Here is a 14574-nt window from a genome sequence, read left to right as displayed (position 1 = left end):
AGAGGTCAACACCAGTGACGGAATCCCCGCCGGCCACGCCCCAGCTGCTCCGTCGGGTCAGCGCCGGAGCAGTCCTCGAATTCCTGCGCGCGTCCCAGGCAGTGACCGTGACGGAGGTCATGGAGGCCACCGGACTGACGCGGGCCACCGCCATCTCCGTCTGCGAGGATCTGATGGCACGGGGCTGGATCCGCGAGCTGGAGAACCAGCGGGCCTTCGGCGGATACCAGAAGGGCCGCCCCGCCCGACGCTTCGAGCTCAACGAGCGCGCGGGCTATGTGCTGGGCATGGATGTGGGGGTCTCCAAGGCCACGGTGGTGGTCGCGGATCTACGGGGCAGGACGCTGGGCAGGTCAACGCAGGCATTTGCCCGGGCGGACATCCCCGCCGAAGAACGCGTCGCCGTCGTCGACCGGACCGCCCTGCTGGCACTGGCGGGCAGCGGCGCCTCCCCGGATGCAGTCCTTGCCGTCTGCGCCGGCATCGCCGCGCCGGTGGACCGCCACGGGGACGTCCTGGTGAGGCAGCACTTCTGGGAACTGTTCGACGTCGGCCTGAAGACAGCGCTGCTGGAGATGCGGGGCTGGACCGTGCTGCTGGAAAACGACGCCAACCTGGCCGGCACTTGGCGACCGCTGGCAGGGAGCGGCAGCCGGAGTGGATGACGTGGTGGTGATCCTGGCCAGCGAGCGCCTGGGTGCGGGCCTCATCGACAACGGGCGGCTGCTGCACGGGCGCGACGGGGGCGCCGGCGAACTTGCCTTCCTGGAGTGGGTGGAAGGCGTGGGCGACACCTACGGCATCGCCTTCCTCGCCCGGAACTGGGCCGCGGAGGCGCTTGCGGGCACAGCGGGGACAACACTGCGGAAGTACGCCGCGGACGGCGTAGAGGCGGAGCACGTATTCGCCGCAGCCGCTGCCGGCGACGCCGTTGCGCGGCAGATCCTCGACCGCGTCGCCGTCCGGATGGCCCGCGTGGTGGGTGCCGTGGCCACGCTGTTGAACCCGGAGTTGGTGGTGATCGGCGGCGCCGTGGCCAATTCGGCGGACATGCTGCTCGGGGCCATCACCGAACGCCTGGCCCAGTTCACCGCCACTCCCCCGCGGGTGGCCGTGTCACCCCTGGGCGACTCCATCGTCACGGCCGGCGCCGTGCGGCGGGCCCTCGACTACGTGGAGCAGAATTCCCTGGATTTGGAGCTCACGGCCGCCGGTTAGGAAGAACCCAGGGCGGCGGCAACCGGAAGCGAGCCGTCGCGGAACTCGATGGTGCGGCCGGCCGTTTCCGGCATTTCAATCACGGCTGCGGCCACGCTGGCCGTGTTGTCACGGGACGTCGCCCCATTGCCGTCCCGGGGCGGATCCACGTCGATACGGCCGGTGCCCGGCTTGTCCGTCAGCGAGCCCGGTCCAAGGATGGTCCACGCCAGCCCCGTGCCCCGGAGGTAGTCGTCAGCTGCCGCCTTGGCTTCCGCGTAGGCGAAGAAGCTGTTGCTTTCGGGCACTCCATGGTCCTTGCCGGCCCCCAGGTAGGACACCATGACGTACCGGTCCACACCGGCCTGGGCCGCGGCATCCATGGAACGGATGGCGGCGTCCCGGTCCACCGCATAGGTGCGCACCGGGTTGCCGCCGCCGGCACCGGCGGACCAGACCACAGCGTCATGGCCCTGCAGCGCCCCGGCGAGTTCCGCCGTCGTCGCATTTTCCACGTCCAGGACCGACGGCGTAGCCCCCGTCTCCGCCACGTCCGCGGCGTGGTCCGGGTTGCGGATGAACGAGGTGACGCTGTGCCCCTCGTCCGTGAGGAGGGCTGACAGGCGGAGGGCCACTTTGCCGTGGCCGCCGATGATTGCGATTCGGGTCATGGACCCATTCTGCCCCTCAGGCCAGGCAGCGGTAGCGCAAATAGACCACGCCGTTGCCGAACCGCCGCTCATCCAGGAGCTCGAGCCTTGTCTCCAGGCCGTCCGGAAAGAAACCGAGGCCGCCGCCCACGGCAATGGGGTTGAGGAAGAGCTGGCACTCGTCCACCAGCCCGGCTTCCAGTGCCTGGGCCGCCAGGGTGGGGCCGCCGATGCCAATGTTCCGGTCCGTGTTTGCTTTCAGGATACGGACGGCGTCGGGGCTGAACGCCCGTTCCACCCGGGTCCGGGCCGCGGACACCCCGGCCAGGGAGGTGGAGTAGACAACCTTGTCTGCCCCTGCCAGATACGGGCGTAATCCTGGATCACCGGCGGGTCGCCGGCGGTGCCCATGGTTTCCCAGACGGACATGACCTCGTAGATCCTGCGGCCGAGGAGGTATGTTCCGACGTCGCGCTCGAGGTCGTTCACGAAGGCGTGGACCTCCTCGTCGGGTGCGCTCCAGTCAAACCTGCCGTTCCGGTCAGCGACGTAGCCGTCCAGGGAGGTGATGCCGGAATAGATCAGCTTGGCCATGGGGTCATTCTGCCCGCGATACCCGGCAGAAGACAGGACTCGGGCGGCCCGGTCACGCTTTGCGGGTCACCAGGTACTGCTGCACCAGGGTCCACAGGTTGGAGACGGTCCAGTAGATGAGGACACCAATGGGGAAGATGATCCCGCCGGCGCCAAAGATGACCGGCAGGATGTAGAGGAGGATTTTTTGCTGGCGGAGGAGTGGGTTCTCCGGGTCCTCGCCGACGAGGCTGCGCGCCATGACGAGCTTCTGCGTGACGAACTGGCAGGCCGTCATGGCCAGGATCATGACGACGGCGAGGATGGCCACGGCGGCCTGGTTGCCGCCGCCGCCGTGCAGCAGGGACGCTGACAACGGTGCGCCGAAGATGCTGGAGGCGTCAAACTGGGCCGCCTGGGCGGAGGTGAGGGTTCCGATGCCCTCGCCCCGTGCCGCAGCGCCGGAAATGCCGGAGAGGACCTGGAACAGGGCGAGGAAGAACGGCGCCTGGATCAGCAGCGGAAGGCATGCAGAGAAGGGGTTGGTGCCGTGCTTCTTGTAGAGGGCCATCTGTTCCTGGGCCATCGCCTGCCGGGACAGCTGGTCCGTTTTACCCTTGTACTTCTCCTGGAGTTCCTTCAGGTCCGGCTGCAGGAGCCGCATGCGGCGCTGGGCCCGGACCTGCGCCAGGAACACCGGGATCAGGGCCGCGCGGATGACCAGTACCAGACCGATGATGGACAGCGTCCACGTCCAGCCGCTCCCGGCCGGCATTCCGATGGCGGTCAGGCCGCCATGGAACGCCAGCATGATGACGGAGACGAGCCACTGGAAGGGCGCCATCACCTCATTGAAGAAGTCCACCACATTCCCCCGTCCGCCGCCTGCTGCACAACTTACGGCGAAACGGGGAAGTTGTCACGGTTGGTCGCGGGGGTCGTGTTCTAGGACGGAAACATCAGGAACGCTATGGGGGTCACAAGGATCAGCGTCAGCGCCACCCGCTGGAACCAGATCACCACCAGCTTCCAGACCGGGACGGGAATATCCGTAGCCATGATGCAGGGGACCAGGGCGGAGAAGAAGATGATTCCGGACACGGACACAACACCCACCACGAACTTGACCACCGGAACCGCTTCCGCTGCAAGGAGTGCGGGAAGGAACATCTCTGCAACACCAACAGCGCTGGCTTTTGCCACCAGCATGGGTTCGGGCAGCTGGAGCGCCCACGTGAAGGGATAAACAGGAAGCCCAGCCAATCGAAGACAGGAGTGTAGGTCGCAAGGACCAGTCCCAGCAGGCCGATGGAAAGGATTGAAGGGAGTATGGCCATCGCCATTAGCAGGCCGTCCCTGACGTTGGTCCAGACGTTGACCGCGAGCGAGGGTGCTGCTTCCACCGTTTGGCGGGCCTCATGCCAAGCGACCGAGAGGCGGCGCCCGGAAACTTCCTCCTCAGGCTGCGGCACTGCATCAGGGTGGTATTCGTCCGGGATGCTGTTAAGCGGCCAGATCCTGACGGTGATGGCGGTAACCGCAAAGGTGACCAGGAAAGTGATCCAGAAGTAGGCCGTCCACTGGCCCATCAGGTCCAGTGTCTTGGCCACAATCACCATAAACGTTGCTGAAACCGTGGAGAACCCTGTGGCGATGATCGCAGACTCACGGGCCGTGTACTTGCCCTCTTTGTAGACCCGGTTGGTGATCAGGAGTCCGAGCGAATAGCTGCCCACGAAGGATGCAACAGCATCGATGGCGGACCGCCCCGGCGTCCGCCAGATAGGGCGCATGACGCGCTGGACAAGGACACCGATGAACTCCAGCAGGCCATAGCTAACCAGCAATGCAAGGAACACGGCGCCGATCGGGACAAGGAGCCCGACCGGAATCACGAGCTTTTCGAACAGGAAGGGCCCCATGCCGGGTTCGAAAAGCCACGCCGGCCCCACCCGGAAGACCATCATGAAACCCACTACCATCCCCACCACTTTCAGCAGCGAGAAGACCACCTCCACCGGGGACCTCTTCCACGTTCCGGCAATAAACGGATAGCCCGCGCCGGCAACGATGACGGCCAGCGCATAGAAGGGAAGAACCGGGCCGATACTCGCCTGGAGAAAGGAAACGATGTGGTCCAGCATGATCGTGTTTTTTCCGGCAATAGTTACTGGCACGAAAAACATGAACGCACCTATGCCGCTGTATACGAATAGCTTCCAGATATGGCGCGATGCAGTGCGCGGGGCCTGAGAGGTGATGGCCATGGGTCTGTCTCCTGACATTCTTGCCAGCCTGTGCGGGCGGGTCATTTTTCTGACTGGAACCATCGCACCGTGAATCCAGGGCAAGGACAATGGAATAGACGGCAAAGCAGTCTCACATATGAGATTCAGGTCACGGGAGGCGTTTTGAGGGGTGAACAGGACAATACCCTGAGATCGCTCCAGATCCTGAGTTACCTTGCTACGCAGGCAAACCCTGTTCCCGCGGCCAGAATTGCTGAGGCAGTGGGGTCGCCGAGGTCATCCACCTTCCGGCTTCTCCGCGGAATGCAAACGCTCGGCTACGTAGCCCACATTCCTGAAGAGCATGCATATGCCTTGGGCGTCGCTGCCCTGGAAATTGGCCAGGCCTTTGCCATCCAGGCGCCGTTGGCACGTTACGGCCGTCCAGTCGTGGCCCGCCTAGTTGCCAGCGTAGGTGAAACGGCCCACCTGGCTGTCCTCCATGGCAATGAAACGCTCTATATCCACGAAGAGACCGCGCCCCTGCGGGCGCCGTTGGTCACCGCTAAGGACGTCCGCCTGCCAGCGCACTTAACGGCGTCTGGACGAGCAATTCTTGCCGGCATGAATCATGACCAGCTGAGGGCCCTGTTCCCGCCCAATTTTGCTTTCATCCAACGGACCGGGCGGGGCCCGCGGACATACGCCGAACTCACCCAGCAGCTGGCAGCCACACGCAGGCAGGGGTTTGCGCGCGAGTTTGGGGAGGTGACAGAAGGGCTGACGTCAGTCGCCAAAGCTGTCCGCGATAGGAATGGGCGGGTGGTGGCGTCTATTGCCGTGACCCGCCCCTACGACACGCAGTCCGCCCGCGTTCCGGCCGCTACTGCAGGCATTCCGGAAGACGTGATCCTTACAGCCCTGGAGCGCGCAGCTCTGGAGCTCAGCCGCAGGCTGGGGTGGGATCCGGAACGCAGGGCGTGAGGACGTATCCCCGCAGACAACAAAGAGCCCCCGGAATCCCATGGATTCCGGGGGCTTGTCCTGTAGCGGTGGGGAGGCTCGATCTCCCGACCTCACGATTATGAGTCGTGCAGTTATCCCTGGCTGTTACGAGCCCTTCGCGCATTTAGTATCCACTTAGTAGCCATTTCATTTTTTCTCCACGCCAGCGTTCCCGGTTTACACGCGCTGTCCGTTCAACAACGCATCCACAGCCCTGGCGGAGGACTGGGCATCGTGGGCAAAGAGTTGCGCGTACACGTCAAGCGTGGTGACAGCGGAGCTGTGCCCCGCGATCTGCTGCACCAGCTTGACGTTGGCCCCGGCGCTGACAGCCAACGTAACCGCAGTGCGGCGCAAATCATGAAACACGATTTCAGGAAAGGTTGAGTCCGCCTCACGACAACGCGCAACCGCTGGGTGAAACACCCGGCGCGCAAAGTTTGATGCTCGCAGTTCGGTCCCGGACGGGGAGGTAAAGACCAAACCCCCGGACGTTAGACCCTTTGCGTGCACCTCAAGCTCAGCTGCAATCGAGGCCGGGATAGGCACCGTGCGCGGCTTGCGGCCCTTGGTTGTCTCCCTCAGCTCCAGACGTCCATCCACCGGCACAAGGGTCGACCGGACGACAACCTGGGGGTTCTCGCCAAAGCTCAGGGCACCTGCCTTCAGGCCGGAGACCTCCGACCACCTCAGCCCAGTAGTTCCTGCAAACAAAATAAGGAGCCTGTAGGCCTCGTGCGACTGCCCCGCATAACGCCCACCCTCCGCCGCACGCTCCGCCAGCATCATCAGTTGCCCAGCAGTAAGAGCGGCAGGCTCACGAACGGGAGCGGGAGTCGGCACATTATTGATGGTGGCATTACGTGCGGGGTTTGCTGCCAGGTAGCCACTATCCACCGCATACTGCAACATCCTCCCCAACTGTCGATACGCCCGGCGCCGTGCATCATCGGTTGCAAATGTAACCAACCACTCGTTGATCACACTGAGGGTCACACCCGCCAATGTGCGGTTTTCAAAGTGTTCTTGCATGTGCCGCTCGTAGATTCGGCGGTATCCGGCCACGGTCACCGGAGAAGCGGGCCGTTGACCTTTGGCTCCCACCCGCTCAACACGGTCCAGCCACTCCAGGTACAGATCGTGGAACCTGATCTTGCCACCCTTCCGGGTGTCAACCAGCGTGCCGCCAGACTTCGCAGTATTGATTTGCAACTCATGCGCCAAAGCCTCGGCTTTGGTCCTGAACTGCCTGTAGCGACGAATTCCATTCACGCGGTAGTCGTGGCGCCACTTTCCGTTTTCCAACTTGTTGATGGCCATAGCCTCAACAGTAGCCAGTAAGTCGCAAATTCGGGAGAGGCCCCGAAAATTACAGCCCTCACCTTCAATAAGTCTCGAAATACGCCTGTGAGATAACGGTGGATACCCGACGACAATTTTAATCAAGGCAGTTCCCCAAAGGTCCTGCTCAAAGCCCAGGGACCTCCCATGTTCCCCAAACAACAATTGTTAGGAGATAGCTCTGTCCGAAAATCACGATGAGCGTAATTCCACCGTCCGCACGGCTCAGGGTCTCTCGAACTCGGTCTACATGAGCCGCCGGGAAACGGCGGAATACATGGGCGTGAGTGAAAAGTTCCTTGCCACTCATTTGCTGGACGGACCCAAGCGCCTGAAGGTCGGGACCAAGGTCCTGTACCGCCTGTCGGATGTCGAAGCATGGATGAAGCATCAGGAGGTCAGTCGGTAGGTTGACCGACCCGTAACGCAGCGGCGGGCCACCGCCCTCGTTTTCAAGCAGATCACCCAACTCGTTGAAGTAGGCGCCAAATTTTGAGGAAGGACCACTCACCTTTGCAGGACCAGCCCGAGACGATCAGTCAGGCTATTGAGTTTCACAAAACCAAGAATCACTACGTTCGGCACGGCCTCTGCTGCGTATGTGCAGCCCAGGCCGCATACGGCCACCAAATCGGTTTCTCCCGCTGTAGGCCTCCCTGCCCAGGCTGCATGGAGTTGGTCGCAGCCTTTCCCACCGCCCAGCCAGGGCAGTGGCGGAGCTTGAGTCGGAGGCACGGTCGGCCCCTCTCCATGTAGGGATGCCATCAGACGCCCTGGCTGCGGATTTGAGGGTGGAGCGACAACAAGGTGGTCCTGTTGCACCCGGGTGGTCAGCACCACCCGCAAACGGGCTCTAAGCTGTGCGCCCCATTGCCCCGCCCACAGTGTCCGGATCAGGGAGGCGCATCTCTTCGGGAGATGCGCCCAGTAGACCGGAGCCGACGACCTCCAACAACCCATCCAACAGTAATGACTCCTGGATGGCCCGACTGTTTCCAACGGCCCCCTTTCCAGTCAGCAGTAAGGGCCGCGACGGTCTCGGCAGCTTCACAAATGCACGAAAAACACCTCACCGATGAAAGGAGGCTCGTTACTGCCGCTTACGCGAACCCGGTCCTGCAACGCACTATCTTGCACGCGACCCGCCTACGCCTTCGGCCACTGCAAAATGCATTACGAACAGGAGCGGCGCCGCCGCACTCCTTGCGCCGAACCGGGGTGCCCAACAAAAGCCGAGAAGTTGTCCTATTGCCGCCGTCACGAGCGCCGCGCGCTCGAAAAACTCGACAAAGGCACAATGGGCAGTCCCGTGATGGACTCTGAGTTGGACCGCTTGGCGCGGTTTCTTCTTGTGGACGAAGTCACAGGGTGCTGGATTTGGAATGGCCCCCGGAACGGGGATTATGCCTCGGTGATTGTGGGCGACCGGGAATGGCTCGGCCACAGACTGATGTACGTGTGGTTTGTCGGCGGGCACGGTCCGCGACGAGAACTGGACCACGTCTGCAATACGACCCTTTGCATGCGGCCGAATCACCTTCAGCCAGTGACACACAGGGTCAACGCGGCCCGGCGCGCCCGCAGGGCGAAGAGCCCCGATGCCCCTTTTTGGACTGACGACTACCTATGCACTACAACGCTTTCCCTGCTCATGTGGGCCGGGAGATACGGGCTTCCTGCAACTCCGAGCCACTGGGACTCAGGCGAGGCGTAGCACGGGGCAGTCCACTAATGACGGCCCCGGCATATGACAAAAGGAAAGGAATAACAATGCCCAAAAGGACGACCAACACCCTGCCATACAGCCAGGAGATTTTAGAGCCCTGGCCAGGAGTGTGGCAGTTCGACTGGAAGCTGTACTACTCGCTGGCCGAAGCTGGCGCTGCCCGGGCTGAAGCTAACAAGACCAACGGCATTTACAACTATGAAGATGCCATTTACAACTATGAGGAAGCCAACAACGATGACTGATCATAACTACGACCACTTCGGTTACCGCAAGTCTGTGGCCGAGCATCTCGCCGATGCGGCCGCCTCAGTCGGCGATACCGCGCCGCCGCCTGACCCAGCTGCTCTGGACTTCGATCCGGTGGAGGTGAGCCCGGGGATGTGGCAGCTTCCCACGGAAACCAACCCCAACCGCTTCTTCCGCACTTATACGGAAGCCCGGCGGGAAGGCATCACAGCTGCGGCAAACGCCCGGCGCGAGTACGCCAACTACGTGAATGCGCTTCCGCCTGAGATCAAGTCAGTTGGTCAGGAGGTCAACGAGGCCTACGAGGCCGGCCGGGCTGCGGCCATGAGCGAAGGCATCACGCCGGAAGCTTGGGCCGTCTCAGCCGAGATCAGGGCAGCTTACCTGCCGGAAACCAAGACGGGTGCCGAACTCTGGCATGAACATAAGCGCAACCGCCACTAACTGAGCACGGGAGCGGGTGGGCCTCACAATCCACCCGCTTCCCAGCTTCTAAACCCGTACGCGACGCCGGGCGCTATGACGGCCGGGCGGCGTGACTCAGAAGGAAGGGGCTACCCCCCTCCCCCTTCAGACTTCTTTGCAGGGGACTTTGTGTCCTGGAAACTGACGAGGTTGTCGCGAGAGGCATCAGCAAAGGCGAAGCGCGCATCAACCAGTGCAGCGATCTGCGCATAGCAGTCGGACGCCCGCGAAAACATTTCCAAGGTTCCCACCGCCTCAATCAGCTCATCTGTCAGACGCCGACACGCTGCTTCCTGGGCATGCGAACCAATAATTGCAAGCTCCCCCATAAGGTTCTCCAGTTCTTCAACAGCGGCGAAACCTTCCTCAACGGCTTCCACCAGAATCTCTCGTTTGAGCTCGTCGATCACCCCTTCAATACCCCCTTCAGGCGCGAGCAGCACCGACTTGATTCCTGGCATTCGCGGCTCCCGCTCCTCGTCGTCAAGCAGAGCTGCCGCGTTGTAGAGTTTCCGCTCGATGGCAGCAGCCTTGGTGACAATAGCCGCACTCACGCGGTAGTTCTCGTCATGCCAACGCGACTCGGCCTCGTAGCTGCGTCTCGCGGACTCACTAAGACGGTTGTAACGCTGGGTGATGAAAACAGCGCCAAGAGTGGCAGCAAATCCCGCTGCTGCGGTTAGCAACTGCATTGTCGGTTGGTCCACTGCGCTTCCCCCTACTTTTTCGACTGACTACCAGGTTCTCAAAAACGATCGTTACTTGAGGCGGCGAGAAGTGGAACCATCAGCCCCGGTTTCACGAACAAAACTCAGCCCTTGTGGCATCAAAAGTCTTCTCATAATCTATTTCTTGTAACCTCCAACTTCGATGAGTATTTGAGAAAGGAAACCGCAATGGCGCTTGTTGGCTATATGAGAGTTTCCACGGCGGACCAGAATACCGATGGCCAACGTGACGCGCTGATCGCTGCCGGGGTCAAAGACGACCCCCGGCATCTATTCCAGGATCATGGCGTGAGCGGCGCCAAAGCCAGCCGCCCAGGGTTCGACAAGTGCCTGTCGTCGCTTCGAGAGGGGGACACTCTCGTGGTTGCGAAGCTGGACCGGTTGGGACGGTCCCTCGGCAATCTCGTCCAGCTCTTCCAAGAGCTTGGAGACCAAGGGGTCGGGGTTCGGGTGCTCGATAACCCCGTGTTGAGCACGGATGGCAACAAAGCCCAGTCAAAGCTAATGCTCGGCATCTACGGGGCCTTTGCGGAGTACGAACGGGACCTGCTGCGGGAGCGAACGAACATAGGGCTTGCGGCGGCCCGGGCACGTGGACGCGTTGGTGGCCGTCCCCAGCTGCTGAACGGGCCGAAAGTCGCCAGAGCCAAGGAACTTCACGCTGCTGGGGTCATGTCGCCCAGGGAGATTGCAGATGCGGTAGGAGTCTCGGTTGCCACCCTCTATAGATACCTCGCAAAGTAGATCAGATGAGTGAAGGGCAGGCACTTCGGTGCCTGCCCTTCCTTTTGCCATCGGTCAATTACTCGGCAGCGTCAGGGTCCACGCTAGGAATCACTGCGTCGATGGCCCGAGCCAACTCCGCAGCTACCCCGTCTGCGGCCAGTGCAGCGTCGACAAGCCTGCGCGCCTGTTGGAAGGTCTTGGCTCCCCCGACTTCGACCGTTGCTGCCACTGTTTCCGCCCGCTGTGCCAGCCTGGCGATAACCGCGTGGTCGTCGTTCCCGGCGTCCCAAGCGGGGAACGGGACCAAGAACACGTATTTGTCGAAGTCCCTTTCTCCGAACAGTCCCAAATTTTGCAGGGGCTTGACCCGCTCCAGAAGGACGGGGCTGTTCAGGATGGCTTCAAGGTATCGGGCTTCGGACATCGTGTGGGCGGGCGCCCAGTAAAGCTTGTGCTCCACGATGGCGCGCTCGTCTGTCGTGATCGCTGCTGCTAACCGACTACCGGAGCTGGTGTAACACACACGGTATGGAGCGTCCGCTGCGAGCTGGGCACTCAGCTGACCGTGGTAGTCGATGCGGTCATTCAGGGGCGTGCTGTCCGATTTAGACCGATTGGCCGCCCAACCGGCTTCCGCCAATGACCACCAGGAATCAAGATCAGGCGTCGCGCGGATGGCGGAGGCCGAGAGGATCTTCCGGTCGCGGATCGGCACTACGCATTCCAGCGGCTTTTGCATTCTGTAGGGCAGCACCGTTTCTCCGAGTAGGAGCGGGAAGACGAATGACTCCGATACTGTCGCAGTAAGTGAATCAAGGAACTTCCACGGTTCCTTGTCCTGTGTGGAGCGTCGTGAAGTTAGTTTCACCCGACCCGCACCAGCCCCAAGCGGACCTGCATCCACCCGCTCCACGCAAACCAACATACGCGGAAGAATCAGAGCGCCCTGGCGGAATCGTTTGGCGTAAGGAGACACGGGGGCTGGCTCGCTTGGGTCATGTTGCGTCACCCTGCCCGGCGTAATGGTCACGCGATCCTGAACCTTCTCCCAAGTCTGCGCGTGATTTGAAAATGTCCCCTTCCAATTCTTGGTCACGGACGGCATAGACGATGCCGAGGTACTGGCTACCTTGCGGCCAAATATGACACAAGAAACCATCGGAAACCCGGTACGAATTCTTACGAATTCCCACGACTCTTCGAAGCTAGCAGCAAGACCGGAGACTGTTTGACTGTTGGTGTTCCAGCGTCCAGTTCGGAAGCCATGATGTGGCTTGCGTGTCAGCGTTCCGTGGGGCATCACGAAACCGAAACGCCCTTCAGGCTTCAAATAGAGCTCAACGGCGCGAGTTACGAAGAGCGTGGAGAGGTCCCTGGCGCTGGCACCGAGGGTGCCCGACAAGAGGTTACGTTCTTTTGCCAATCTCTTGTATCGGTCCTGCATAGCGCCGGGCATTTTGGAGTACCTAAGCCACGGAGGATTGCCGACAAGGACGTCCACCCTGTTTTCAGGCATCGAAAGCCACAGGGGACGCACGAGGTTGCGCACGTAGTATCCCCAGATGTGGTTTCTGCCGTTCAGGTGCAGCTGACGGAGTGTGGAGAACGTGGTTCTGAGCACGTCCTTATCCTCGTCCGGAACGTTATGAGCGTTGAGGATGGGATCGACGAGGTCCCGAACCTTGCTTGACGGGGTGGCGTTTCGCTTCCTGCCCTGAACTTGAGGCGTCATCCGGGCGGGAGCGAGCTTCTTCATCCGCAGACGACAGAACCTTGTCAGCCATTGCTGATACCAGGCTGTCAAAGTTTTGGGCATCGTTCAGGATGGACAGTGGAAACACAAGGTTGTCGTCGAAGAGAAGACCACCACCAGCGGACATGATGTCCTCACCAGTGGTCTCCACGGTTATAGCGTCCTCAGACGAGAGGAGATTAGTTTGCTGCTCCCACTGGAGAGAGTCGCCCAAATACACCGGAATCGTAATTTTTCCCCGCGAAGGATGACGCAGCTTATCTGAACCGATGGCGAGCAGGTAAGTCACTCGCGCCAACGTCACTGCAACAGGATGAATGTCCATACCGAAGACGTGCCGTACGACACCGTCAACGGCCTCTCCAACCGGCAAGCCCTTAGCTGATGCCGCGTCTAGATAGGACCTCACGGCATGAAATATGAACGTTCCCGAACCGCAGGACGCGTCCAGGACCTTGGTGTCCAACGGGTTGTCATACTCTTTGGACAGGACCCGATCTGCAAGCCAATCGGGCGTGTAGTACTCACCAAGGGCTTCGCGCGTTTGCTGAGTGATGACGCTTTCATAAAGGTGCTTCAGAACGTCGTGCTCAACCTGGTCCCAACGAAACTTGCCAATCCTCGCGGCCAGTGAACGTACGAACTGTTCGCCGCCGTCCACCTCCAGCACCCAATCGAAGAAGTCGGCTTCAACGACTCCGTGAATCTGCGAGGACGCGAACCGGCTGCCTTCCGCTAGCTCCCGTGGCCCTACAGCGTTGGGGCCACTGAGCTCAAAACCTATCACCGCATGAGCAATGGCCTCCGCTGTGAGCACAAGCAACGTGTGATCTAGAAATAGGTGCTCAACGTTCTCGAAGCTAGAACCGAATGCAGTCTTTAGAAGCTTCCCCAGAGTTCCCTCTTCAACACAACCGTAGGGTTGTTGCGGTTGGCATCAAAGAGGGCTTGCAGAGAAGCGTGGTCGGCATGATGGGCTGGTGACTCAGCGCCCAGCCTCCCCTCTATCTCCTCCGGGGTGGGTTTGATCTGCTCTACAGTCGAAAGAACTGCTCCTAGCCAGGAGCGGAGTCGTTCTGTGTCAGTTGCATTGCTGACTACCAGTGGCTCTGCTGCCTGCCTAATCCCTCCCGGCTGGTCAGGGTCGGGCACGTAGAGTATCCACTCCCGACCGTCCGTGAGGACGCCCAGGTAGCGCGCTCCCGTCTGCTCGCAGCGAGCCCTGACGTACTGTCCCAGCTGAGCTTCAGCATTCTCAAGAACACTGCCCAAACGTAGGTTCTTTTTCACCTCAATGACTGTGGTTCCAGACTCCACGTCAATGCGACGACGAGTGCCGTCGCCTAGCTGGGCTTCCATAGTGACGCTGATGGATTCCTCAGTGATGTCATTGGCATCGACGTTCAGGGCCGCCGCGAGAATGAATGCCCGAATGTCCGCCTGGAGGGTTGCCTCAGAACGGCCGGAATCCCTCCTAGCGATCCGCGCGGTCAGGTCTTCAAGCAACTCTGGCAAAGGTCCCCTGGTGGACTGGGATGCCCCTTTCACCAAATAGGGGTTCGGGCATCTCATTGGTTGGAATCTGTGGCGCCAACGGTGGGCGCACGTGCATCTGATCTTACTCATGCCAGAGGCCCAGAGGCCCAGAGGCCCGGACCGGCACGGTTGAACGAGGCGCGTCCAGCCAACAGCAGCAGTAGCCATTTTGTCGCCACCAGGTGGAGACTGCTGGTCCACGGGGAGGATTTTAGGAGACTCCACCGCCCAAGTGCACGAAGCACTTAACCAAAAAACCCCCGGAATCTCGGGGATTCCGGGGGCTTGTCCTGTAGCGGTGGGGAGGCTCGATCTCCCGACCTCACGATTATGAGTCGTGCGCTCTAACCAACTGAGCTACACCGCCACGAATGAGAAAAACCTGTGTCAAGCCGGT

The 14574-nt window shown here is 61.2% G+C and carries 11 protein-coding genes, 1 tRNA gene and 3 pseudogenes; 5 read left to right on the top strand and 10 right to left on the bottom strand.

The window, feature by feature from the left end; translation table 11 throughout:
• Positions 1-14: 14 nt before the first annotated feature.
• Positions 15-1218, top strand: a pseudogene (locus ACPEE0_RS04915) (ROK family protein).
• On the opposite strand, the gene ACPEE0_RS04910 reads toward ACPEE0_RS04915, so the two are convergent.
• The 4 genes and pseudogenes from ACPEE0_RS04910 to ACPEE0_RS04895 form a co-directional block, all read right to left on the bottom strand.
• Complete coding sequence (locus ACPEE0_RS04910) at positions 1215-1868, bottom strand: SDR family oxidoreductase (protein ID WP_035752195.1); 654 nt, start codon at positions 1866-1868, stop codon at positions 1215-1217. The pseudogene ACPEE0_RS04915 and the gene ACPEE0_RS04910 overlap by 4 nt on opposite strands.
• 16 nt (positions 1869-1884) lie before the next feature.
• Positions 1885-2441 (bottom strand): annotated as a pseudogene (locus ACPEE0_RS04905) (dihydrofolate reductase family protein).
• Between the two features lie 52 nt (positions 2442-2493).
• Positions 2494-3285 (bottom strand): membrane protein insertase YidC, encoded by a 792-nt coding sequence (gene yidC, locus ACPEE0_RS04900; protein WP_035752198.1) that lies wholly within the window; start codon positions 3283-3285, stop codon positions 2494-2496.
• 80 nt (positions 3286-3365) lie between these two features.
• A pseudogene (locus ACPEE0_RS04895) lies at positions 3366-4687 on the bottom strand (YjiH family protein).
• 30 nt (positions 4688-4717) lie between these two features.
• Between ACPEE0_RS04895 and ACPEE0_RS04890 the strand changes: the two are divergent.
• Positions 4718-5632 carry an IclR family transcriptional regulator gene (locus ACPEE0_RS04890; RefSeq protein WP_085939480.1) on the top strand — a complete coding sequence of 305 codons (915 nt, stop codon included), beginning with the start codon at positions 4718-4720 and terminating at the stop codon, positions 5630-5632.
• Between the two features lie 198 nt (positions 5633-5830).
• On the opposite strand, the gene ACPEE0_RS04885 is transcribed toward ACPEE0_RS04890, so the two are convergent.
• Positions 5831-6973: a tyrosine-type recombinase/integrase gene (locus tag ACPEE0_RS04885; RefSeq protein WP_424574077.1), complete on the bottom strand. Its 1143-nt coding sequence runs from the start codon at positions 6971-6973 to the stop codon at positions 5831-5833.
• 1791 nt (positions 6974-8764) lie between these two features.
• Between ACPEE0_RS04885 and ACPEE0_RS04880 the strand changes: the two genes are divergently transcribed.
• Positions 8765-8965: a hypothetical protein gene (locus ACPEE0_RS04880; RefSeq protein WP_424574076.1), complete on the top strand. Its 201-nt coding sequence runs from the start codon at positions 8765-8767 to the stop codon at positions 8963-8965.
• Positions 8958-9413, top strand: coding sequence for a hypothetical protein (locus ACPEE0_RS04875; RefSeq protein ID WP_424574075.1), 456 nt, complete (start codon positions 8958-8960; stop codon positions 9411-9413). Before ACPEE0_RS04880 ends, ACPEE0_RS04875 begins: the two co-directional genes overlap by 8 nt.
• A 110-nt stretch (positions 9414-9523) precedes the next feature.
• Here the strand turns inward: ACPEE0_RS04875 and ACPEE0_RS04870 are convergent, their stop codons facing one another.
• The gene (locus ACPEE0_RS04870) at positions 9524-10141 is read right to left on the bottom strand and encodes a hypothetical protein (protein WP_424574074.1); all 618 of its coding nucleotides are present in this window, start codon (positions 10139-10141) and stop codon (positions 9524-9526) included.
• 189 nt (positions 10142-10330) lie between these two features.
• Between ACPEE0_RS04870 and ACPEE0_RS04865 the strand changes: the two genes are divergently transcribed.
• Positions 10331-10906 (top strand): recombinase family protein, encoded by a 576-nt coding sequence (locus tag ACPEE0_RS04865; RefSeq protein WP_424574073.1) that lies wholly within the window; start codon positions 10331-10333, stop codon positions 10904-10906.
• 58 nt (positions 10907-10964) lie between these two features.
• Here ACPEE0_RS04865 and ACPEE0_RS04860 read toward each other — a convergent pair whose 3' ends face one another.
• From ACPEE0_RS04860 to ACPEE0_RS04845, 4 genes are all read right to left on the bottom strand, one after another.
• Positions 10965-12509 (bottom strand): Eco57I restriction-modification methylase domain-containing protein, encoded by a 1545-nt coding sequence (locus ACPEE0_RS04860; protein ID WP_424574072.1) that lies wholly within the window; start codon positions 12507-12509, stop codon positions 10965-10967.
• Positions 12510-12531: 22 nt separating this feature from the next.
• Positions 12532-13458 carry an N-6 DNA methylase gene (locus ACPEE0_RS04855; RefSeq protein ID WP_424575241.1) on the bottom strand — a complete coding sequence of 309 codons (927 nt, stop codon included), beginning with the start codon at positions 13456-13458 and terminating at the stop codon, positions 12532-12534.
• A gap of 62 nt (positions 13459-13520) precedes the next feature.
• Positions 13521-14156: a hypothetical protein gene (locus ACPEE0_RS04850; protein WP_424574071.1), complete on the bottom strand. Its 636-nt coding sequence runs from the start codon at positions 14154-14156 to the stop codon at positions 13521-13523.
• A gap of 314 nt (positions 14157-14470) precedes the next feature.
• A tRNA-Met gene (locus ACPEE0_RS04845) sits at positions 14471-14544 on the bottom strand.
• Between the last annotated feature and the right edge of the window lie 30 nt (positions 14545-14574).

This window comes from Arthrobacter sp. SD76 (assembly GCF_049726125.1).
Taxonomy (GTDB): domain Bacteria; phylum Actinomycetota; class Actinomycetes; order Actinomycetales; family Micrococcaceae; genus Arthrobacter; species Arthrobacter nitrophenolicus.
This window is presented reverse-complemented; position numbering and strand designations above follow the sequence as displayed.

Coding starts and splice junctions, on each gene's coding strand:
- ACPEE0_RS04865 (WP_424574073.1), top strand. CDS start 10,331: ATGGCGCTTGTTGGCTATATGAGAGTTTCCACGGCGGACCAGAATACC.
- ACPEE0_RS04875 (WP_424574075.1), top strand. CDS start 8,958: ATGACTGATCATAACTACGACCACTTCGGTTACCGCAAGTCTGTGGCC.
- ACPEE0_RS04885 (WP_424574077.1), bottom strand. CDS start 6,973: ATGGCCATCAACAAGTTGGAAAACGGAAAGTGGCGCCACGACTACCGC.
- ACPEE0_RS04880 (WP_424574076.1), top strand. CDS start 8,765: ATGCCCAAAAGGACGACCAACACCCTGCCATACAGCCAGGAGATTTTA.
- ACPEE0_RS04910 (WP_035752195.1), bottom strand. CDS start 1,868: ATGACCCGAATCGCAATCATCGGCGGCCACGGCAAAGTGGCCCTCCGC.